Source organism: Marinibactrum halimedae, from assembly GCF_021234875.1.
GTDB lineage: Bacteria > Pseudomonadota > Gammaproteobacteria > Pseudomonadales > Cellvibrionaceae > Marinibactrum > Marinibactrum halimedae.
In genome coordinates, this window is sequence record NZ_JAJQVM010000001.1 from 63,199 (window position 1) to 84,549 (window position 21,351).

The 21,351-nt window shown below is 45.5% G+C and carries 17 protein-coding genes, 2 tRNA genes and 1 pseudogene; 7 read left to right on the forward strand and 13 right to left on the reverse strand.

Going from position 1 to position 21,351, the window contains the following annotated elements; genetic code table 11:
* Positions 1-431: 431 nt before the first annotated feature.
* Positions 432-6,185: a PKD domain-containing protein gene (locus LU351_RS00255; RefSeq protein WP_232591990.1), complete on the forward strand. Its 5,754-nt coding sequence runs from the start codon at positions 432-434 to the stop codon at positions 6,183-6,185.
* A 560-nt stretch (positions 6,186-6,745) separates the two neighbouring features.
* Here the strand turns inward: LU351_RS00255 and LU351_RS00260 are convergent.
* The 3 genes from LU351_RS00260 to LU351_RS00270 all read right to left on the reverse strand — a co-directional run bounded on the left by LU351_RS00260 (position 6,746) and on the right by LU351_RS00270 (position 7,786).
* Complete coding sequence (locus LU351_RS00260; protein ID WP_232591991.1) at positions 6,746-7,186, reverse strand: hypothetical protein; 441 nt, start codon at positions 7,184-7,186, stop codon at positions 6,746-6,748.
* 164 nt (positions 7,187-7,350) lie between these two features.
* The gene (locus LU351_RS00265) at positions 7,351-7,491 is read right to left on the reverse strand and encodes a hypothetical protein (protein WP_232591992.1); all 141 of its coding nucleotides are present in this window, start codon (positions 7,489-7,491) and stop codon (positions 7,351-7,353) included.
* Entirely contained in the window at positions 7,484-7,786 is a 303-nt protein-coding gene (locus LU351_RS00270; protein WP_232591993.1) for a helix-turn-helix domain-containing protein, read from the reverse strand. The genes LU351_RS00265 and LU351_RS00270 overlap by 8 nt, the downstream gene beginning before the upstream one ends.
* Before the next feature lie 360 nt (positions 7,787-8,146).
* On the opposite strand from LU351_RS00270, the gene LU351_RS00275 reads away from it, so the two are divergent.
* The 4 genes and pseudogenes from LU351_RS00275 (at position 8,147) to LU351_RS00290 (ending at position 9,498) form a co-directional block, all read left to right on the forward strand.
* A complete protein-coding gene (locus LU351_RS00275) occupies positions 8,147-8,365 on the forward strand; it encodes a hypothetical protein (protein WP_232591994.1) in 219 nt (72 codons plus the stop codon).
* A gap of 68 nt (positions 8,366-8,433) precedes the next feature.
* Positions 8,434-8,571, forward strand: a pseudogene (locus LU351_RS00280) (transposase domain-containing protein); the annotation flags it as partial.
* Complete coding sequence (locus tag LU351_RS00285; protein WP_232591995.1) at positions 8,553-8,819, forward strand: hypothetical protein; 267 nt, start codon at positions 8,553-8,555, stop codon at positions 8,817-8,819. The pseudogene LU351_RS00280 and the gene LU351_RS00285, both read left to right, overlap by 19 nt.
* Positions 8,820-9,216: 397 nt before the next feature.
* On the forward strand, positions 9,217-9,498 hold the full coding sequence (locus LU351_RS00290; RefSeq protein WP_348525036.1) for a tyrosine-type recombinase/integrase: 282 nt from the start codon (positions 9,217-9,219) through the stop codon (positions 9,496-9,498).
* A gap of 153 nt (positions 9,499-9,651) precedes the next feature.
* Here LU351_RS00290 and LU351_RS00295 read toward each other — a convergent pair.
* From LU351_RS00295 to LU351_RS00340, 10 genes are all read right to left on the reverse strand, one after another.
* Positions 9,652-9,728, reverse strand: a tRNA-Met gene (locus LU351_RS00295).
* Between the two features lie 70 nt (positions 9,729-9,798).
* Positions 9,799-10,860: a methyl-accepting chemotaxis protein gene (locus LU351_RS00300; protein ID WP_232591996.1), complete on the reverse strand. Its 1,062-nt coding sequence runs from the start codon at positions 10,858-10,860 to the stop codon at positions 9,799-9,801.
* Between the two features lie 352 nt (positions 10,861-11,212).
* Positions 11,213-12,304 carry a redox-regulated ATPase YchF gene (ychF, locus tag LU351_RS00305; RefSeq protein ID WP_232591997.1) on the reverse strand — a complete coding sequence of 364 codons (1,092 nt, stop codon included), beginning with the start codon at positions 12,302-12,304 and terminating at the stop codon, positions 11,213-11,215.
* 190 nt (positions 12,305-12,494) lie between these two features.
* Entirely contained in the window at positions 12,495-13,112 is a 618-nt protein-coding gene (gene pth, locus LU351_RS00310) for an aminoacyl-tRNA hydrolase (RefSeq protein WP_232591998.1), read from the reverse strand.
* 151 nt (positions 13,113-13,263) lie between these two features.
* Positions 13,264-13,887 (reverse strand): 50S ribosomal protein L25/general stress protein Ctc, encoded by a 624-nt coding sequence (locus LU351_RS00315; RefSeq protein ID WP_232591999.1) that lies wholly within the window; start codon positions 13,885-13,887, stop codon positions 13,264-13,266.
* 138 nt (positions 13,888-14,025) lie between these two features.
* A complete protein-coding gene (locus LU351_RS00320; protein ID WP_232592183.1) occupies positions 14,026-14,955 on the reverse strand; it encodes a ribose-phosphate pyrophosphokinase in 930 nt (309 codons plus the stop codon).
* A 150-nt stretch (positions 14,956-15,105) separates the two neighbouring features.
* Positions 15,106-15,180: transfer RNA gene (locus tag LU351_RS00325), tRNA-Gln, on the reverse strand.
* Positions 15,171-16,094, reverse strand: a complete 924-nt coding sequence (gene ispE / locus LU351_RS00330; protein ID WP_232592000.1) for a 4-(cytidine 5'-diphospho)-2-C-methyl-D-erythritol kinase — start codon at positions 16,092-16,094, stop codon at positions 15,171-15,173. The genes LU351_RS00325 and ispE overlap by 10 nt, the downstream gene beginning before the upstream one ends.
* Positions 16,070-16,702, reverse strand: a complete 633-nt coding sequence (gene lolB, locus LU351_RS00335) for a lipoprotein insertase outer membrane protein LolB (RefSeq protein ID WP_232592001.1) — start codon at positions 16,700-16,702, stop codon at positions 16,070-16,072. Before lolB ends, ispE begins: the two co-directional genes overlap by 25 nt.
* Positions 16,699-18,480 carry a tetratricopeptide repeat protein gene (locus tag LU351_RS00340; RefSeq protein ID WP_232592002.1) on the reverse strand — a complete coding sequence of 594 codons (1,782 nt, stop codon included), beginning with the start codon at positions 18,478-18,480 and terminating at the stop codon, positions 16,699-16,701. The genes lolB and LU351_RS00340 overlap by 4 nt, the downstream gene beginning before the upstream one ends.
* Positions 18,481-18,792: 312 nt before the next feature.
* On the opposite strand from LU351_RS00340, the gene hemA reads away from it, so the two are divergent.
* Positions 18,793-20,109 carry a glutamyl-tRNA reductase gene (hemA, locus tag LU351_RS00345; RefSeq protein ID WP_232592003.1) on the forward strand — a complete coding sequence of 439 codons (1,317 nt, stop codon included), beginning with the start codon at positions 18,793-18,795 and terminating at the stop codon, positions 20,107-20,109.
* Positions 20,110-20,267: 158 nt separating this feature from the next.
* Positions 20,268-21,350: a peptide chain release factor 1 gene (gene prfA, locus LU351_RS00350; RefSeq protein ID WP_232592004.1), complete on the forward strand. Its 1,083-nt coding sequence runs from the start codon at positions 20,268-20,270 to the stop codon at positions 21,348-21,350.
* The last annotated feature ends 1 nt before the right edge of the window (position 21,351 follow it).

Consider the following 21,351-nt stretch of genomic DNA (forward strand, 5'->3'; position numbering starts at 1 on the left):
TTGCTCATCGCCAGTGCTCAGTCGCTGGCGATTGACCTTTTAAAAATCAAAAAATAGATGTTCAATTTGTTTTCTAACTTCAGCTTTCATAATGTGAATTAGTTCTTTTTTGTTTTAATTTTGATCTTCTCTGGTGGTGTTTCTAGATCACCAAATTTTTTGGCGTAATCCCCTTTCTCTGAAAAATCTTAAGAATTCTAAAGATTTTTTTGCAAATTTTTTGATGAGCAATAGTTGGAAGTGCATCTCATCATGGATAAGTTTTTGTGAAAAAAGTTTGTTATGTGTTCTCGCTCACTGCTTTATTCACTTAACATTAGTTTAATTATAAGCCAGCCTGCGCAAAAGAGATTAGAGATAACAATACAGTGCTGGTTCAAAGCAAAATCAATATTGATACGCCATTCACTAAAATTAACCATGGGTTTGTGATGAATAAGCTGACAAGGGATTTACGGCTATTGATTGCCGGTATTGTACTTCCAATAGCTCTTATTAGTTGCTCGGGCGGCTCTGATAGCTCGTCTTCAAATTCTGAGACGGTAACGTCTGGTGAAACCGACACAGAAACAATTTCTTCAACCGATGCCAATAATGTTGGGACGACTCCGCTCACGGAGGACACGTCTATCGCGTATATCGAACGTGATGTAGCTACGTATGCTCAACAAAAATCAGAATTGTTTAATCGCTCTTTATCGAATGCAGAGCAAACGCCGCTTAACCTTTCTTCTCCTTATGAGTATTTTCCGGGTGCATCACTGCTGGTCCGTTCTGGTTTAGGTGTTGGTGGTGTTGAGTCTGATATTCTCGCCAATTATTTTGGCGATTCAGACTATGATGTAAAAGATTTAAATGTTTCCCCGGATGGAATGTGGTTATTGTTTGCGGCGCGAGGTAACGCAAATCATCCAACGGATTCCTCTTGGAATATCTTCATGTACAGCTTTGAGGATGAGACATTAAAGCGTGTTATTTCGGACAATGATTTTGCTAATGCTGGTCAAGATACCAATCCTACAATGACGTTGGATGGGCGCATTGTTTTTTCTTCTGACCGTGATTGGGGAGACCCTGAAAGGCCGCGTCGTCATTTGGACTTGATTGGCACCAGTTGTGAAAAAATTGACCCGCCAGAAAACCCTTCATTATTACATTCCATGTCTCAAAGTGGTCGTGATTTGGTTCAGTTAACTTATGGCCGCCATAATCACGATATTAAAACAACTACGTTAAAAGATGGTCGCATTGCATTCGTGCGTTGGGAAAAAAGTTATTCTGCACTCGAAAATTGTACCGTGAGTGCCTCTAGAGCAACGTCTGATTTACTAACTTCTAATACGCTACCGTCTGGCTTTGATCGGGCCCCAGATTGGAGTTCTGACACATTGTGCCAGTACGCCATTTCAACAGAGGATGGTGCAATTGCTGTCGCGAACCATTATAAAATTCTTACTCTTAATGAACGAACCAGAAAATTAGAACAACTTTATAACACGGTAACCAATGCCGCTTCTGATGAAGCTTTTGTCTCTGTTGATAAGTTATTCCAGTCAGAAAGTGGAAATTTATTTGGAGTTTTATCTCACCAATATAGCGGGGCAGCAGGTGGCGCTATGGTGAATTTTGAGCAAGTGAATTCAACTGGCCAAAATACCCTTTTCTCAGAAGCCTCTATACAGTCATTATCTTCAAGATCTGTTGATTTGTATCCCTCTCAGCAATCTCAAGCAGGGTGGTTTAGTGCTATGTGGCCTTACCGTGATGGTTCGGGCCGCCTGCTCATGAGTTGGTCGCAATGTATCATTAATAATAATGGTGTGAGTGGATTCTGTGATGGGGCTAGTACGGAAGGTGAATTAGACATTCAATATGGTTTATGGGTGTATGACGCAGAGAAAGACACGCGTTCATCCATTGTGGCAGCTAGAGATAATGCGGTTTTCACCGATGTTGCGATTGCGCAGCCTCATTTTAGTGAAGACCTAACTATGACGCCATTTAATGGTGATTTTGTCGATAATGACGATGCCACCAGAATTGTCTGTGATTTTGACAATAAGCCACCGGTTGCTGTGGCAGGCGCGGATCTCACGATTGAGCTTAATCACCTGGTCTCACTGGATGGATCTGCCAGTAGCGACCCTGATGGTGATGCACTTAATTTTCAGTGGGCAATCACAAGCGCACCCGAAGGCAGTACAGATGCGTTGATAAATGCCAATATGGCTGTGGCAGAGTTTACACCCACTGTGCTTGGTGAATACGAAGTGCAATTAGTCGTGGACGATGGTGAGCTGTCGAGTGAGCCGGATAGCTTAACGATTACTGTGGTTTACACAAATAACACACCTGTGGCGAATGCCGGTCCTGATCAACGTGTTATGTTGGGGGCGGCAGTTACTTTATCGGGTGTTGCCAGTAGTGATGCTGATAACGATCCTCTGTCTTACGCATGGAGAGTGATTGCTCAACCTTCAGGTAGTGCTGTTGAGTTGGTTAATGATACTGATGACTCTCCGCAATTTACGGCTACTCATCAGGGCAATTACATTATTGAATTGATCGTTAATGATGGTGTTGTAGCGAGTGCACCAGATACGGTTAATGTTGAAGTGTATGTCCAGACTCCACCGCCGTCGCCAGAGAATAATAAACCGGTATCGAATGCTGGTGCAGATCAAAGGGTTTCTGTTGGCGATAATGTTCGTTTGATGGGAAGCGGGTCTGATTCTGATGGTGATTCATTAACTTACCGCTGGAGCTTCGTGAGTGTTCCAGCGGGCAGTTCATCTGGCTTGCTCAATGGGACATCAGCGACACCTTCTTTCACAGCGGATGTTGCGGGTAGTTACGTAGTTCAACTCATTGTGAATGACGGTCAGATTGATAGTGACCCAGACACCGTTACCATTGTGGCGTCTGAACGTAACGTGGCGCCGGTGGTTGATGCGGGTGCGGATCAAACCGTCGTTGTTGGCTCAAGGGTGAATTTGTCTGGTACGGCTACAGACGCGGATGGCGATACGTTAACGTATCAATGGGTGTTCCTGTCTCAGCCGACGGTCGATGTACTCGAAAATACCACTACGCTTACCCCAAGTTTTGTCGCCTCTGAGGCCGGCGAGTACCTTGTGCAACTGGTTGCTAACGACGGTGAATTGAGCAGTAACCCAGATACCGTTCGTATTATTGTTCTTGATGGCAATGCTCCACCTGTAGCGAATGCTGGTACAGACATGTCTATCAGTGTTGATGTTGCTACGTCAGGGATCGCTTTAGACGGGTCGCGCAGTATAGATCCAGACGGTGATCCATTGACTTATGCTTGGACGCTTTCTGGCGCTCCAGTCGAGCACGACGGGGTGTTGACCAATATAGATCGTGTTAATCCACGCTTTGCTGCCACGACAGCGGGTGTGTATACCTTCCAGCTCATTGTTAATGATGGTGAGCAGAACAGTGCTCCGGATGTTGTTCAAATCACGGTTGCAGATACACCTGTCGACCCTCGTGCTCCGGTTGCAAACGCGGGCAGCGATCGCTCAGCAAACATTGATGAAGTGATTACGTTAAATGGTGCGGCAAGTTATCGCTTTGAAGGTGATCAACAAGTATCGGACGGCTTATCTTACCGTTGGTTAGTGATAGATCCAGCGGGTGCGGATGTCACTTTGGTGTCTGCCAATACTGTAAGCCCAACCTTTGCTGCGCATAAAGAAGGTACTTACGTTGTTCAGTTGATTGTGAACGATGGTGCTTTGGACAGTACCCCAGATACTGTTGCGGTAAGCGTTGCATCCCACGAGAAAAATCAAAAGCCTATCGCAAATGCTGGGGTTGATCGCACGTTTACACCGACGGATTCTGCAGCGGGGTTAACCTTGAATGGTTCTGGCAGTACCGACCCAGATGGTGATGAGCTGTCTTATCAGTGGCGGGTTGTCAGCTCTCCTTCAGGTAGTGCATTGACGCTTGCTGGAGCTGATCAAGTTAATCCTGTGCTAACCACTTCAACGTTAGGGGTCTATGTCATTGAGCTAGTGGTCAATGATGGCTCGTTGGCCAGTGACCCAGATACCGTTCAAGTGACGGTTTCTGATGATGTTTCCGAAAAACCACCTGTTGCAGATGCTGGTGAGGATATAGCCGGTGCGATCAACGAAGAGCAGGTTCTCGATGGCACGCGCAGTTTCCGTTATGTAGCGGGAGAAGCTGTCTTTGACGGGTTGAGCTACTCATGGACATTAGTAAATTCGCCTATCGATTCAGAAGTCTCTTTTACCGATGTCAATTCGGCAAACCCGACATTCAGTGCAAACCTGGTGGGTGAATACTCATTTAGTCTGGTAGTGAATGATGGCGTGTTGAGTAGTGACGTAGATACTGTGATTGTGACCTTAACGGACGGAGCAAATACCGCTCCAGTGGCCAATGCCGGGCCAGATCAGCTTTATAAGCTGAATCAACCTGTCGTGTTGGATGGTTCTGGCAGTACCGACGCTGATGGTGATCCGCTGACGTATCAATGGCGAGTGATCAGTCCTGCGGGGACTTCTTTAACCTTGTCTGATGAAACTGCAGTGGCTCCGACGGTCACTCCGGTGGATGCGGATACATACGTTCTTGAGTTGATTGTCTCTGATGGCCAGGCACAGAGTGCTCCAGACTTCGTGACTCTGACCTTTGACAACGTGAAGCCGGTTGCAGATGCAGGCCCAGATCAGCATAGCTACCTTGGTGATATTGTTGAGCTTGATGGTTCGGGCAGTAGTGATGCAGATGGGGATAGTTTGACCTACCTGTGGACTGTTTTATCTGCTCCAGCCGGCAGTACTTCAATCATCGTCAATGATACCGATGTACGACCTACGTTTGAGCTGGATGTAAAAGGCAATTATGTTCTGCAATTAGTGGTGAATGATGGCTTCCAAGACAGTGATCCAGATATCGTGCAACTTTGTGTTGAGACCAACACAATTCCCGTCGCGGATGCTGGGCCTGACCAGTGTCTGACAGCGCTTGGAGACGTGCTTTTGGATGGCACGAACAGTTCAGATGCGGACGGTGATTCGCTGACATACCAATGGAGCATTATTTCACAACCCGAAGGTAGTCTTGCTTCGTTGCTTGATGACTCTGTGGTTCAGCCAACCTTCTTTGCTGATGTTCATGGTGAGTATGTTGTTCAGTTGATTGTGAATGATGGCACCGTGGATAGTATTGCGGATACCGTATTGATCTCTAGCAAAAACTTGCGTCCTGTAGCGGATGCCGGTACCGATATTTATTTGAGCCTTGAAGATACGGTTACCTTAGATGGATCTGGTAGTTATGATCCTGCTGATGAAGTCATTACCTATCGTTGGGACTTTGTGAGTAAGCCTGCAGGTTCTAGTGCGACATTGGCTGATTCGACAACAGTTAACCCTGAATTCTTCACTGATGTGGAGGGGGTCTATGTGGTGCAGTTGGTCGTGAACGATGGCACTTTTGACAGTGAAGCCGATACCGTTGTTATTGAATACAAGCCTGATACACCGGCTTGTACGCAACCAACAGCAACGTCATTATCGATTCCAGTGACCATTCGTGACTTTACGCCTTCCCATCCAGATTTTGAGTACAACATCGGCATCGAAACCGGTATTGTCAAAAATCGTTTAGGTGCGGATGGGCTTCCAGTTTACGCACGTAATACAGGTGGTACTACCACGACTAACGGTAAAAATTGGTTTGATAAGTGGTATCGTGATGTTGAGAAATTCAACATTAATATTCCGAAAACACTAACAATGAATAGGCAAGAAGGGTCCACTATTTGGTCTTTTGCTGACTATGACTTCTTCCCTATTAATAATGAAGGCTGGGGTAACTACAAAGATGATATTAATTATCACTTTACTTTGGAAACCCACTTACAGTTTGATTATAACGGAGGAGAAGTTTTTACCTTCGCAGGGGATGATGACCTCTGGTTATTTATTGATGGCCACCTGGTTATCGATATCGGGGGTATTCATGGTTCCATTGAAAAGAGTGTAGATATTGATCAGGTTGCAGGGGATCTCGGTCTAGAAATTGGAAAAACGTATTCTTTTGACCTGTTTTTTGCCGAGCGTCGTTATCGTCATTCAACGTTCACGTTCCAAACGAATATGAATTTAGAGTGTGTCGCACCATAGTCTAGTGTTAAAGCGAGTAGCAACACGGTAGGAGAAAAATAGGGGCAAATATAGCCCCTATTTTTTTGCCTTCTTTTCGGTGAATTGGCTTCCTGCTTTCCTGGCGTGGTATGTTATTTTTGAGTTAATAATAGGCTGGTGGTGAAGGGAAGTTTTAATGAAAAGCGCTGAGAGGCAAAGAAAAGCCGTGCAATGCACGGCTAAAAAGAAGCGCGTATTGGGGTGCGCTTGGGTCTTAACTGAAGGCGATAGAAGCGTGCTCTAAATTTGATACTGTGTACTTTAGAGTCGACTAAAGACGTCCTATGCCGAAATTCCTGAATCAATGGCAATGCCATGATGTGAATGAATTCTTGCTAAAGCGTATGAGGGTGAAACCACAAAATAGAAGGGGTAACGTGCTCTGCCTTAATCACTGGTAGGGAAAGTTATCAAAAAAAAAGGGGTAAGCGAATATGAAGGAAGGCAGATAGTGTAAAGTTTTACACTATCTAAAGGTGCTGCTAAGAAATGAAAGAATGCGACTGATATTAGGCATAATAGTAGTTGTTTTTGGCGTATCAATCTTTTTTGGTGTAAATTTCTTCTTCCATTCCTTTGTAGGCATACATCGCAGCGGTGGTAATGGCGAGAACACTTACCACCCAGGTAAGCAACTTCATTGGGGCAAAGGAATACCAAATTAACATGGAGTTAATGCCCTCGTTTCTAGCGATCTTCTCAATAAAAGACAGCATATTAAGTAAGATGCTGAATGCATACACCACAACCAGCAGCATTTCTTGCCCAATCATGTTGTAAGTCTGGTGGGCTGCCTTGGCCAGGTTAGCAAAGGGCCTTAACAGAAAGCCAAACATGCCATGGTCTGTTCTCGATAAATACAAGCAAATATTCGGTCGGAAAATAATGGAAATAATGATCAGTAAATCAAATACACTGATGTAAAAATAATACATAATTCCTTGTGCTTTCATCCAAGGTGTCAGCAAAATTCCCAGCATTTGAATGACAGCAATAGACCCGACAAACCATCGAATATTAATGCATCGATAGCATATTAAAAAAGATACAAAAATAAATGCCCATGATGCACTAAGGAGATATGGATTAAGAACTCTCCAAAATTCGAGATACCCCTGTAAGGACATTAAATACCCCCTTAATTCTAATTAGGGTCGGGTTGGTCAACGCCGCCGGTTCCCCCGTTGGGATTGTATTCTGGGCAGGTGATTTCCGATGTGGTAGTCGTTGCGGAAGTGGGTTCAATACCAATTTGTAATAGTAACCACAATGCAATTTCAGTCATTTTTGGGTTCTCTCTTTTTTCTGGTTAACGGTTTTAAGATGTTGAGGTGAGTCGCTTCTAAACCTATATATAAAAATAAAAAAAGCAAAGCTGAAGCGGGAGGAGTGCTAGAGCTATTTGGGCTTTCCCAATTATAAATAGTCTTAACTGATTTTATTTTCAAAAAGTCAGCAAATTCTGTTGGACTCATTTTTAAATATAGTCGTATTCGCTTAATTACTGCGGGAGTTTCTTCCTCAGCGATATGCTTTAAAAACTCGAAATCCTCCTCTTCATCATTCTCTTTTTCAATCAACCTTTGCCTCCTAATTGTTTGATTGGTCAGGAATATATAGGAGATTGGTGATTTTGTACATTTCGTTGGAATTGATAAGTCAGATAGCGTCAAGCTATCTGTTTATGATGGGCGTCGTTATATCATTAATTCTTAAATGATCTCTTTTGTCAGTATATAAAGAAGTGATGTTGTAAATATGGTTGTTAAACCATCAATGGTTATATAAAAATGCATATAAATTTAATTTTATATGCGTTTTTCAACAGGTCGAAAAGTGAATAATAGTTCAACACTAAACTGGGTATCGAGCCATTTGATAGCGACCCATTGGTGAGAGCAAAATTTAATCAAATTCAGTTTTGGAGGTGCAGATATATCATGTCAGTTGTAACCAAAGAAAGTATACGTTTACGTAGTCTGGATGAAGCATCAACAAGTGACATTGCGAGTATGGCTCTAGATGCCGGTAAGAATGCTAGACAAAAGGCGCTGGATGCAGATTTAGAAGTCACTTACATAGATGATGATGGAAATATAGCCATTGATAAAAAGATGCCTGATGGGACTATTTCAACCAGACTAAAAGAGCAAGAGTAAGGAACAGGCATGAATCCCAAAATGATTCTTATAGCAGGCCCAAATGGTTCTGGTAAGAGTACACTTACTTGTACAGTTTAATCGAAACAGCCAAGGCCAATGGGCTCAACCCTTACGAATATTTGCAAAACATTTTTAAAGAACTGCCCAATGTCAATGATGTTGAGCAGGTGGAGGCTTTGTTGCCTTGGAATATCAAGGTGTAATTGGTTTGGCGTTTACTATCTATAAGCTTAAATCATCAAAAAATCCAGGTAAGAATGTCGATGTATACTGGGTTTTAGAAAAGGCGGACTTACCTCCGGGTTTAAAATTTGTAGCTGACAGTAAAGATGATAGGCACTATTTCCTAACAGTTACAGAAAAAATGACTGTAGAAATACTCGTATCCAAACTTAAGTGGGTGGCGGACAAAATGACAATTATTAAGGATGGAACGAGGGTAATTCAATGATAACTTATACTCTTCCTGAAGAGAAAAAAATGCTTTTGCATTATGCAAGTTTATTACAGGATGGCGAAAGTGAGAAAATTCTCAACAAAGGAAAGTTTGAAAGCTGAGATGAGGCAATTCATCTTGCTAATTTTTTCTGGGCTATGGTCAGAGAGTCAAACAAACAAGACGAAAAAACGGGTGATAATAGTGAGTACATTTTAGAGAAAATAATAATAACCTTAATGGCTTACTATCGCTCCTCAGGCTTTGAAGAAGAGTGGGAAGAAGTATCTGATAAAAATTAAATTTGGCAAATCACTCCAGTTGAACGAGTGTTATAGAGTAAAAGTAATCTGTCGCATTAGCTGTCTAAGGTCGTCAATATGCGCAATACGTTAACGAGGCGGAAGGCTAGATGCCGACTTTTTCCGGTGATTGCTGGCGGGCTTTTGAATTTGCAATAGAAAGAGCAAAAATTGAGCTGCCTCGTGGTCAAAGAACTCATGCGTTACGCCATACCTTTGCGAGCCATTTCATGATGAATGGTGGTGATTTGTTGGTGTTGAGTAAAATACTGGGTCACCAAACTATTCAAATGACGATGGTTTACGCACATCTAGCACCGGATCATCTTTACGATGCAGTTGAAAAAAACCCAATTACTATGAGGAAATCAAAGAAAGAAATTGCAGCTTAAAAAGTTGCGTGCTCCCTCGGTGCTCCCTTTGGCACATTAAGCATCTTGTGGCGCGTAAATAATTAAGAAAAAATAAAGAGGGAGGATTCTGTATCGCCTTGATTTATAAGGCTTTTTTCATAAAAAAGCCCGGAAAACCGAGCTTTTTGAATTTGGTAGCTAGAGGCGGACTTGAACCGCCGACCCCAGCATTATGAGTGCTGTGCTCTAACCAGCTGAGCTATCTAGCCAAAAGGTCTACCTCACTAAGTGAGGGCGCGAATTATGTCTAACCCAGGCGATAGTGTCAAGTTGGGATAATTAATTCATCCTGTCTATTTTGCCGATAATTTGGTCACTGGCGAGCTCCATTTCATTGAGCAGCTCGGGAACACGCTGTTCGTTACTGGATAGACTGGAGAGGGCGTCTTGCGCGTGAACATGGGCCTTGTCGAGGATTTCAGAGATCGCGTTGAGATCGCTGGAGCGGGCCACTTGGTTGGCTTGCTCATCCATAATCCAGCGGCCCAGATAGGTTTGTTTGGGGTGGCTCAGGACATTGGAGCCTTGGTTGTTATCCATGCATTGATACACTTGTGCTTTCCAGCCCAAATGATCCATTTTGATGGCTTGGAGCATGGCTTGAAGCGCATCGCGCTCAATGGTCTCTTGCATGCCTTTGGTTAGGTTGAGGATGTGGTCGATACTTCCGAGTATTTTATCGGAGCCGCCATTGAGTGCTTCGCACCGATTCAAAGTATTGGTAATGGAGTTGTCGGTGGCTTCTGTATCTTGCTCGATTTTACGTACTAACTCACCAATTTGTCCGCTGGCGTCACGGGCTCGCGCGGCTAATGCACGTACTTCATCCGCTACCACCGCAAAACCTCTACCGGCTTCTCCTGCTCTTGCAGCTTCAATAGCGGCATTGAGTGCTAGCAGGTTGGTTTGTTCTGAAATGGTGTTGATAATGTCTGCAAATTTTGTGATCTCACCCGCTGCGCCTTTCAAATTCAATACGTTGTCATGGCTGGTGCGAGCATCTTGGCTGATGAGTTCTAGCTCGGCCAAAGTTTGTTTTAGCGAGCGAGATGTTTCGTCGTAGGCGGCATTGTTATTGTTGAGATGCTCTTTTTGTTTGTATAAGTCTTCGGCTGTTGTAATAAGCGAGTCTTTAACGCCATTGATGCCCGAAAAGCTGCGGCTTGCTTGGTGGAATATATTTTTATGATCACTGGACTGGTGAGTGGAAGCGGCTTGCTCAAGTTCGGAAATTCGATTCTTGAGGTCGGTGTTTTCCCGGTGAAGTTGCTGGTTCGTGTTTTCAAGAGCGGAACATTTATTTTCCAGTTGTCTTAATTCTTCTTTGTTGTTCCAAAACATGCGTATTCACCTATTTATCACTTTTTGTATTGCTTCTAGGGTATGGTTTTTTACTACCGGGGTACGGTATCGATTCTGAGTGGTTAAAAGCATGGTTTGTAAACCAATTGCCTATTAACTGTATCGTCAGAAATGCGGAAATCATTAATGTCATTGAGGTTTGGTACTCATGACATGTTTTCTGGTTTATCTAGAAGCTTAATCCAGAATTTTAGATTTGCCCAAAGAAGCGTAGTAAATTCAATGTTGTGGAAAAGAGAGAGCTCACAGAGTGCTTGTGGCACTTCTGTGAGAGAGGGAGGTGTAGCTTGATTTGATGTGTGTGGTCGTTGCTAACTAATCGTATACCAAGTTACACGTTGAAACGGAAAAGAATGACATCCCCGTCTTTGACGGTATAGTCTTTGCCTTCCAATCGCCACTTCCCAGCATCTTTGGCGCCAGCTTCTCCGTTATGGGCAATATAGTCCTCATAAGAGATCACTTCGGCACGAATAAAGCCTTTTTCGAAGTCAGTATGGATTTTTCCTGCCGCTTGAGGGGCGCTAGCGCCAAGTGGGATTGTCCAAGCTCTAACTTCTTTGACGCCCGCAGTGAAGTAAGTATGAAGGCCTAGTAATTCATAGCCCGCTCGAATGACTCGATTCAATCCAGGCTCTTCCATACCTAAATCGGCAAGGAATTCGGTTTTTTCTTCGTCATCCAGCTCGGCAATTTCAGCTTCCAGCTTGTTACAGATGACAACAATGGCGGCGCCTTCGGAATCAGCAATTTTCTGGACGACTTCAAGTAGAGGGTTGTCATCAAAGCCATCTTCTTCCACGTTGGCGATGTACATTGTCGGCTTGAGGGTCAGTAAGCTCAGAGGTTTGAGAAGCTTGAGTTCATCTTCTGATAGTTCAAAGCTTCGAAGAGGCTTGGCTTCGTTGAGGTGAGGTAAGATTTTTTCACAAAGTGCTTTCATCACTTTGGCGTCTTTATCTTGACCCTTGGCAAGCTTGGTGTAGCGAGTCAGTGCTTTTTCAACGCTGTCTAGGTCAGCAAGGGCTAACTCAGTATTGATTACATCAATATCTGATGCTGGGTCGACTTTACCTTCTACATGGATCACATTCGGGTCATCGAAGCAGCGTACTACGTGAGCGATAGCGTCGGTTTCGCGGATATTGGCGAGAAACTGGTTACCTAAGCCTTCACCTTTGGATGCACCGGCGACAAGCCCTGCAATATCCACAAACTCCATGGTGGTCGGTACAAGGCGTTCTGGCTTCACAATCTCTGCGATTTTGTCTTGTCTGGGGTCTGGTATGGGAACGACGCCAGAGTTTGGCTCAATAGTGCAGAAAGGAAAGTTTTCTGCATCGATACCGGCTTTGGTCAGCGCGTTGAAGAGCGTTGATTTACCGACGTTTGGCAGGCCGACAATGCCACAGTTAAAACCCATGATGTTACCCTGTAATGAGGAGGCGCAAGGCCTGATGTAAAGTTAATCTTAATGTTCGAGCGCTTCTTTATGCGAAGTGTTCAGGTCGAACAAAAATGTGTGGAGGGGATTCTACACGACGTCACAGCACTCCCCAATATTCGCCATTAAGGTGGTTTAGTCAAAAAGGTGGTTTAGTCAAAAAGGTGGTTTAGTCAGATTTCGTCGCAGTGTGCAGTTGGTTCATGGCTTGGCTCCACTCTGAATTGACGAGTAATGGCACTATTTTTCGAGCCTCGTAGGCTGCATCAACCGTTTTCGTGTACTCCGCTTCGGGCGCCTTTTTGAGTACGTAGTTGGAAACCAATTTGGCATTGCCTGGGTGGCCAATACCCAAGCGAAGTCGGGCAAAATTTTTGTTGTTTCCTAGGCTGGAAATCGTATCTCTTAGGCCGTTATGCCCCCCATGCCCGCCACCAATTTTTAAGCGCGCTACTCCTGGTAGCATGTCTAATTCATCGTGAGCCACTAAAATGGATTCTGGCTCAATTTTATAAAACTGCGCTATGGCGGCAATGGCTTTCCCGCTGCGATTCATGTAGGTGTGAGGAATGAGCAGTCGCACGTCTTTGTTATTGACGATGATGCGCCCCGATTCACCAAAAAACTTACTCTCGACCTTAAGTGTTTCGCCAAAATCTTGCGCCAGTTCTCGCACAAAATCTTCTCCGGCGTTGTGTCGTGTCTTTTCGTATTCGGAGCCGGGATTGCCAAGCCCTACGATAAGTTTAATGGCCGAGCCTGCTTCAGTCTTTTTGGGGGTGTTCATATGGGTGCTCGCACTGAGTGAGGTTGGTGTCTAGGTTGTCGTTTTCTGGAAAAGGCAAGTTGAATAAATGGGTCAGACACAAAAAAGCCAGCAGAGTTGCTGGCTTTTTCAGAGTGCTTCCGCTTAAAAAACGGAGCGCAAAGCAGCTGATTTATTCAGCGGCTTCACCTTCACTAGACTCTTCATCGCTGCTGCTGCCTTTCGGCTTGGTGATGCTCACAACACCTAGGTCGTGATCATGAGCAAGCTCCACAGAGCTAACGCCGCTTGGCAATTTCAAGTCGGAAATGTGAATGGTTTGTCCCACTTCCACTTCGGCCAAGTCTACTTCGATGAACTCTGGTAGGTTCGATGGTAAGCAAGACACTTCCAACTCAGTGACAGAGTGAGACACTTTACCACCTTGTAGCTTAACGCCAGGGCAGGTCTCTTCGTTCAAGAAGTGCAATGGTACTTTAGTGGTCAATAGTTTAGATGCATCAACGCGCAAGAAATCAGCATGAAGGATTAGCGCTTTTGCAGGGTGACGTTGTAAGTCTTTCAAGATAACCTGTTCGCTATCGTCACCAACGTTCAAGGTGATGATGTGAGAGTAGAACGCTTCGTTCTCAAGTTGCTTGATGATGTCTTTTTGCAAGACGGTGATGTTCTGTGGTGCTTTTTCTCCACCGTAGATGATGGCAGGTACTTTGTTTTCTTCGCGACGCAGGCGGCGGCTCGCACCTTTCCCTGCATCTGAGCGAAGTTCAGCGTTTAATGTAAAATCTTCAGACATGCTGAAATCCTCAAAATAATGACCGTCACAATCTTGCGACCAGATCGTTAACGGAGTTGATAATAATGCCCGTCGTTTAGATACCTGTAGCGATACAGGTATTCGTTCAGGCAGTTTGGCAATCAGTGAATGTCCCGTTTAGCGGAACAATGCACTCAAAGATTCTTCGTTACAAAGGCGCCTTACACACTCTGCGAGCATGGGGGCCAATGTGAGCTGGCGGATTTTATCGCAATTCTGTGCCCAATCACATAGGGGAATAGAGTCGGTGACAACCAGTTCGTCTAACTCACTATTCACGATATTTTCTTGCGCGTTTCCAGATAAAACAGGATGAGTACAGTAAGCAACAACCTTGGTAGCCCCAAATTCTTTCAAGGCTTTGGCTGCGCCAGCTAACGTGCCGGCGGTGTCTACCATGTCATCTACCAATAAACAGGTCCGGCCTTTTACATCCCCAATTAGGTTCATGATTTCGGCAACGTTAGCGCGTGGGCGACGTTTGTCGATGATGGCGAGGTCAATGGCGAGCTGTTTTGCCAGTGCGCGAGCACGGACCACACCGCCGATATCGGGGGAGACAACGATCAGGTCTTCAAAATTACGACGCTCAATATCGTTCAGTAAAACGGGAGAGCCATAGACGTTATCCACAGGAACGTCGAAGAAGCCTTGAATTTGTTCGGCGTGAAGGTCGACGGTAAGTACGCGGTCGATCCCGACACTCACCATCATGTCGGCAACCACTTTTGCGGTGATCGGGACGCGAGCGGAGCGAACGCGTCGATCTTGTCGTGCATACCCGAAGTAGGGAACGACGGCGGTGATACGGCCGGCAGAGGCGCGACGTAAAGCGTCTACCATGACAATTAATTCCATTAAATTGTCATTGGTGGGCGCGCAGGTCGGTTGTACAACAAATACATCGCGACCACGAACATTTTCATTGAGTTCGACAAAGATTTCGCCATCAGAAAACTTACTGACGGTTGCATCGCCTAACGGAATGGCAAGTTTGTCGACGATAGCTTTGGATAATGACGGGTTGGCATTCCCGGTAAATACCATGAGATCAGCAGACACAATGGATACCTGTGTGGTTTTGTAAATCTTGGAGGGGGAGGAAAATCCGGTGAATGCGACTCATAGTGTATTCTTCTTTTCTCATTGTTAAATAAACAAGATTTTGAAGCTCTTTAGGAGTCTGCATTTTGAAAGTGGCTGGGGTGGAAGGATTCGAACCTTCGCATGACGGGATCAAAACCCGCTGCCTTACCGCTTGGCTACACCCCAGTAGCATAATGTGACAGTAACTGTTCATGCAAAGGAGATTGATTAACTCCCTTAGCAATAAAACCATTGAATTTTGATGGTTTCATACTCAATACCTCGACAGCTTTTTCTTCGCTTACACAAGGCAAAAATACACATGATCCAGTCCCTGTCATGCGAGACTGACCAAATTTTGAGAGCCACTTCAGGGCTTCGTTAACGTCTGGATACAGGGTTTTTACCAGTGTTTCGCAGTCGTTTTTGGTGTCTCGCTCAAGAGAGGCCGCTACTTTAATGACGGGAGTGTCTCTTGTCAAATCCTTGTGGGAAAAAATTTGTGGCGTAGAAACATGGCAATTCGGCGCGATAACCACATACCACTTTTCCTCTAGTGTTACGGGAGTCAGTTTTTCTCCAATGCCTTCTGCGAAGGCGGTTTTACCTCGAATAAAAACCGGAATGTCGGCCCCGAGTTGTTGGCCAATGTTGGCCAGTTCGCCTTCACTTTGTTTTGCATCCCATAAGTGATTTAACCCTAGCAGGGTTGTTGCCGCATCGCTGCTTCCACCTCCAATTCCACCACCGAAAGGCAGTTTTTTTTTCAAGTGGATGTGAGCAGATATGGATTGTGTGTTAGAGCCGTTTTTTTGTATTTGATTTTGTAAGTGTTGGGCAGCCCGAAAGACCAAGTTATCTTTGGATTCTAGTGCCGGGTTACTGCAACTAAGGGACAAGCCATTTTCATACACCTTAGCTTCAGGATTTGCCGTTGTATAGAAGTCTAATTCATCGCCAATATTCAGTAATTGAAACAGTGTTTGAAGGTTGTGGTATCCGTCATCTCGACGGCCAGTTATGTGAAGAAAAAGGTTTAATTTTGCTGGTGCTGGCAGAGTGAAAACAGGGGGTATCATGGTGACTCGGGCAATTTCCATTCTTTAATGATTAACGTCACTTTGATGTCATCGTGAGTGGCGACAATTTTTTCTGGAAGGTGGTAGTTGTGGATGTGTTCGTACCGATCAAGGGTGATGTTCCATCCGCTTTGTGAAAATTGGCGAATTTGCCCTGATTCATTCATTTGAATGTTGGAGGCTTGCTGTTCTGGCTCAGGTGTGCCTTTTACCCAGTATTGAAATTGATGGACGGGAATATCCCAGTGGGTTTGATCGAGTAGAAGTTGTCTTGGTGAGCGGGCGTAGTAAGTATTGCCACCACGAGTGAGGCCAGTTTGGTGTTCATCTCCAACAATGTGAACCGCGCCTTGCCCGAGAGGACCACTCAGTAAAATATTGAATAGGTCGCGGTTTTGTTGCCAGTGAAGGTTGGCATTGGTTCGATCTCCGGGCACTTGTACGGAGAACTTTCCCTTAATCGACCAGTGGTGAAGGTTGTCGACGTTCGCGTTGCCGTCACCCAGCTTGGATGTTTGGGTCGTACACGCCGTGAGTAGCAGTAACGAGACGGCAAGCAATAAAGTGTAAAAGTGCTGTGTGTTGATGAATGGCTTTGGTTTAAAACGAATTGTTACGGCCATCATCATTGTGCCTCAAGCCGTTTCATAACAGCGGGAATCAATTCGCTATTGGGGTTTAGCTCAAGCCCTTTTTGCCAGATTTGACGGGCTTCGTTTTGTTCTCCCATCACCCATAAAACTTCTCCTAGATGAGCGGCGACCTCATGATCTGGGTAGGCCTTCATTGCTTCTCTTAGGCGCAGCAAAGCATCGTCATAATTGCCTAATTTGTATTGCACCCAGCCCATGCTATCGATAATGGCAGGGTCATCCGGCTTTAAACTCAGCGCTTGACGAATTAATTCGTAAGCTTCTTGGTAGCGAGTGGTTTTGTTGGCCAGTGTGTAGCCCAATGCATTTAAGGCGGAGGCGTTGGTGCTGTCGTATTTTATGATCTCCCGTAAATCCGCCTCTAATCGATCTAGATACCCCAGTTGCTCATTGACCATCGCTCGGGAATATAAAATAGCGCTGCTTTGTGGAAATTCTGTTAGCGCTTCGGTCAGTAAGGTTGCCGCAGGCTCATAGCGTTTGTGAGTGGCGAGAAGGTCGGCTTGAATAAGATAAAGGCGTTCTCTTTCCTGTGGATATTCTATTCTCAGTTGATTGAATTGTTCAAAGACTGCTTGGGACTTGCCCATTTTTAGAAGAATATCCGAGCGTTTAGTCAATGCGGGAATAAAATCTTGGCCCGGTAATACGGCGGCATAATGCTCAAGAGCGAGGTCAAAGTTTCCTGCTTTACGATAAATTTCACCGAGATAGTAATTGGCCGCTGAGGCTCGGCTGGGGCTTGATTGTAAGGTAGTGAAGTGACTTACCGCTTCATCCGTTTGGCCTAACTCGTGGCAAATCAATGCTAATGAGAACAGTAAATCGTCATCATCTGGATTTTGCTCAGTTAGGACCACGAATTGTTCTTTGGCTTGGCCCAGGTCAAAATCTGCCAACAAGCGGGCGTACTGCAAGCGCAACCGTTTATCGGTGGGGTTGCTGTCGAGCATGCGTACTAGGCGCTCGATGGCCTCATCCGTTCGGCCAAGCTGCTGTAATAGCTTGGTTTCTAGTGTGGCGGCTGAAACATTATCCGGGTCTTCTTTCAGGACGTCTCGGGCCAGTGCCAACCCTTCTTTGAGTTTACCTTGTTGTTGCAGCAGTAAGCCTTTGCCGATGCGGATTTCAATACTATCGGGGTATTCTTGCAGCAAGTTGTTGTATTCAGTGAGCAGCGATTCTCTTTGTGTGTCGGTGGCTTGTGCGGCACGGGCGGCAATGGATTGAAAGATGGTGGTTGATTCGGTGGATAACAAATGTTTGGCGTGGCCCAGCGCGGGTTGAAGTTGTCCTGATTGCGCCAGTTCAGACGCCGCAATTAACCGCGCTTCTGAATTTTCTGGGTCGATTTCTGTCCACAATACAGCAGTACTTAATGCCGCTTGATTGGCGCCAAGGAAGCGAGCAATACGCGTTGCCCGTGCGGTAACGCCGGCATCACGGGTTTTGTGGGCTTGTTGGATATAGTTGCCCAGCGCAATATCGTACCGCTGGCGATTTCCGGCCAACTCTGCCACTAATAGCGAATAAAAAGTTTCTGGCTCAAAGGGTTTGTAGGTTTTTTCTACGATGTCTGTGTCATTTTTTTGTGGGGGGGTGTTATCGGCGATATCCACGTTGGGTTGGGTCGAGCAACCGGTTGTGGTGATCAGAGTCGTTAAAAAGGCGGATAAAAACACCTTCGAGGTGAAAGATTTACTTATCGAAGTCGGTATGGAAATAGGCAGTATCGAAATGGGCAGTCGTCGCATGGTGATCTCGAATATCTCTTTGCTCGGTTGTCGAGCCTTTTTGAGGATTATATGCTGCTAATGCAAGGTTGTCCTTGTCTTGACCTAACTCCTTAACTTACTCAGGTTTTCTGTATCTTGGATCGAATGCCGATGATAAATAAGTAGTAAGGTTAAGGAGTAAGGTGGTGCCTAGTCGTCTTTTACACAAGTAGGGTGAGACTCTCGTGATGAAAATGTGTGATGCTGAGCAACCTGGCTATTGCCAGTGTCCGCTGAGACCCGGACAATTACAGGCCCTTTTTTCGAGCTACTTTATAACATATTAGTTCCATGACTCTGTTGGCTTTAGGTATCAATCACAACACCGCACCGGTGGCGCTGCGCGAAAGGCTTGCTTTTGGGCCCGAACAAATTGAGTCGGCGCTAACGCAAGCGAGAGCGGCAGGTTTTCATGAGGTGGCCATTCTCTCGACGTGTAATCGGACGGAAATTTACGCTCGTGCTCCCGAAGAGAGCCACCTTTTAAAGGGGGGCTTGGTTGATTGGTTGGCAGATTATCGCCAAGTGGGGAGCAGTGAGTTACAAGCCTGTCACTACCTGAAAGAGGATGATGACGCAGTACGGCACATCATGCGCGTGGCCAGTGGGTTGGACTCTCTCGTGTTGGGTGAACCCCAAATTCTCGGGCAGTTAAAAGATGCCTATGCTCGCGCCCGTGAAGTGGGCACTATTGGCTCTTTGCTTCATGAAACCTTTCAACAAGTTTTTTCCACTGCAAAGCGTGTTCGTACAGAGACAGCCATCGGGCAAAACCCGGTTTCGGTGGCTTATGCCTCGGTCAGTTTGGCGCAACAAATTTTTAGCGACTTGAAACAAGATACCGCCTTACTGATCGGAGCAGGAGAAACGATTGAGCTGGTGGCCCGCCATTTATTTGAGCAAAATATCAAAACCATGATTGTGGCGAATCGAACGCTCGCCAGGGCTGCGAGCTTGGCGGATGAGTTCGATGCTGAAGCCATCGTACTGGAAGAAATACCCGATTTTCTTCATCGTGCAGACATTGTGATTTCATCGACAGCAAGCCCGTTGCCTCTACTCGGAAAAGGCGCTGTGGAGTCAGCCCTGAAGAAGCGTAAACACCGTCCGATGTTTATGGTCGACATTGCTGTTCCTCGTGATATTGAAGAAGAAGTAGGGGAGCTGGCAGATGTGTATTTGTATACCGTTGATGACCTCCAAGGTGTCATTGAAGAAAATCGACGTTCTCGTGAGGAAGCGGCTGAAGCCGCCTCGGGCATCATCGAAGATGGCGTAGAAGGTTATCGTATGGCCCAACGGGCGATGAAGTCTGTATCGACCATCAAAGCCTATCGGAAAAAAGCTGAAGAGCTGCGGGATAAAGAATTGGATAAAGCGTTGAAATCTCTTGAAAAAGGCGCGTCTCCAGAGCAGGTTATGTCGCAGTTGGCTCGAAATTTAACCAATAAGCTATTGCATTCCCCTACCGCGAAGTTAAAGCAAGCAAGCGTGGATGGCCGCAGTGAAGTCATTACCTGGACGCAAGAGCTGTTTGATATAGAACAGCATGAGCTGCTCAACCATGAAGCGACGAACAAGAAGCCTGTTGTTGAAGGTGGAGATTAGCCGTTCTCTAGTATTTGACGGGGCAGACTAGGTTGCCCTCCCTTCAACCCCTATTTAATTCAAAAGCCATTCAATTCAAAAACCGTATAGAATACGACGGGTTATCGGCCTGCATGACGGTTTCTGACCGCTGGCGCAATGAATGAAAGTGAGTATCAATGAAAGAATCCATTCTGGAAAAATTACAAAATTTGCAAGATCGTTACGAAGAAGTGTCTGGTTTATTAAGTGAAGCTGAAGTGATCGCCGATCAAAATAAATTCCGTGACCTCTCAAAAGAATACGCTGAATTAGAGCCTGTCGTGAAAGCGTATTCCCAGTACCAAACGGTATTGGACGACATTGCGGCGGCGAAAGAAATGATGGCCGATGGCGATGCGGATATGCGCGAGATGGCCGTTGAGGAATTGAAAGAAGCCGAATCCCAAGTCGATCCACTTGAGCTTGAACTGCAAAAGCTCTTGTTACCAAAAGATCCGAACGACGATAAAAACGTCTACTTGGAAATTCGAGCGGGTACTGGCGGTGATGAAGCGGCCATTTTCTCTGGCGATTTATTACGGATGTATTCTAAGTACGCAGAAACCCGTGGCTGGAAGATAGAAGTCATCAGTGCCAGCGAAGGTGAGCACGGCGGGTTTAAAGAAGTGATTACCCGAGTGGTTGGGCAAGGCGTGTATTCACAAATGAAGTTTGAGTCGGGCGCACACCGTGTTCAACGTGTACCGGAGACCGAATCTCAGGGGCGCATTCATACCTCGGCCTGCACGGTGGCGATTATGGCCGAAGCGGACGAAGTGGAAGATATTGATATCAATAAAAACGACCTCCGAGTAGATACTTTCCGAGCCAGCGGTGCCGGTGGTCAGCACGTTAACAAAACCGATTCGGCCATTCGTCTTACCCATATCCCCACTGGCATTGTGGTGGAGTGCCAAGATGAACGTTCGCAACATAAGAACCGAGCGAAAGCCATGTCTTTGTTGGCCACGAAATTAAAGTCAGCACAAGAATCTGCTGCGGCACAATCGATAGCCGATGAACGTCGTAATCTTGTGGGCAGTGGCGATCGTTCTGAGCGCATTCGTACTTACAACTACCCACAAGGTCGAGTGACCGATCATCGCATCAATTTAACGTTATACAAATTAGCGGAAGTGATGGAAGGTGCCTTGGATGAAGTGGTGCAGCCATTGGTAAATGAATATCAAGCAGATCAATTGGCGGCCATGGGTGGATAAC

What these genes read in the sequence shown, in the direction of transcription:
- LU351_RS00255 (WP_232591990.1), top strand. Translation starts at nt 432, where the DNA reads ATGAATAAGCTGACAAGGGATTTACGGCTATTGATTGCCGGTATTGTA.
- LU351_RS00260 (WP_232591991.1), bottom strand. Translation starts at nt 7,186, where the DNA reads ATGCTGGGAATTTTGCTGACACCTTGGATGAAAGCACAAGGAATTATG.
- LU351_RS00265 (WP_232591992.1), bottom strand. Translation starts at nt 7,491, where the DNA reads ATGACTGAAATTGCATTGTGGTTACTATTACAAATTGGTATTGAACCC.
- LU351_RS00275 (WP_232591994.1), top strand. Translation starts at nt 8,147, where the DNA reads ATGTCAGTTGTAACCAAAGAAAGTATACGTTTACGTAGTCTGGATGAA.
- LU351_RS00290 (WP_348525036.1), top strand. Translation starts at nt 9,217, where the DNA reads ATGCCGACTTTTTCCGGTGATTGCTGGCGGGCTTTTGAATTTGCAATA.
- LU351_RS00300 (WP_232591996.1), bottom strand. Translation starts at nt 10,860, where the DNA reads ATGTTTTGGAACAACAAAGAAGAATTAAGACAACTGGAAAATAAATGT.
- ychF (WP_232591997.1), bottom strand. Translation starts at nt 12,304, where the DNA reads ATGGGTTTTAACTGTGGCATTGTCGGCCTGCCAAACGTCGGTAAATCA.
- pth (WP_232591998.1), bottom strand. Translation starts at nt 13,112, where the DNA reads ATGAACACCCCCAAAAAGACTGAAGCAGGCTCGGCCATTAAACTTATC.
- LU351_RS00315 (WP_232591999.1), bottom strand. Translation starts at nt 13,887, where the DNA reads ATGTCTGAAGATTTTACATTAAACGCTGAACTTCGCTCAGATGCAGGG.
- LU351_RS00320 (WP_232592183.1), bottom strand. Translation starts at nt 14,955, where the DNA reads ATGGTATTTACCGGGAATGCCAACCCGTCATTATCCAAAGCTATCGTC.
- ispE (WP_232592000.1), bottom strand. Translation starts at nt 16,094, where the DNA reads ATGGAAATTGCCCGAGTCACCATGATACCCCCTGTTTTCACTCTGCCA.
- lolB (WP_232592001.1), bottom strand. Translation starts at nt 16,702, where the DNA reads ATGATGATGGCCGTAACAATTCGTTTTAAACCAAAGCCATTCATCAAC.
- LU351_RS00340 (WP_232592002.1), bottom strand. Translation starts at nt 18,480, where the DNA reads ATGCGACGACTGCCCATTTCGATACTGCCTATTTCCATACCGACTTCG.
- hemA (WP_232592003.1), top strand. Translation starts at nt 18,793, where the DNA reads ATGACTCTGTTGGCTTTAGGTATCAATCACAACACCGCACCGGTGGCG.
- prfA (WP_232592004.1), top strand. Translation starts at nt 20,268, where the DNA reads ATGAAAGAATCCATTCTGGAAAAATTACAAAATTTGCAAGATCGTTAC.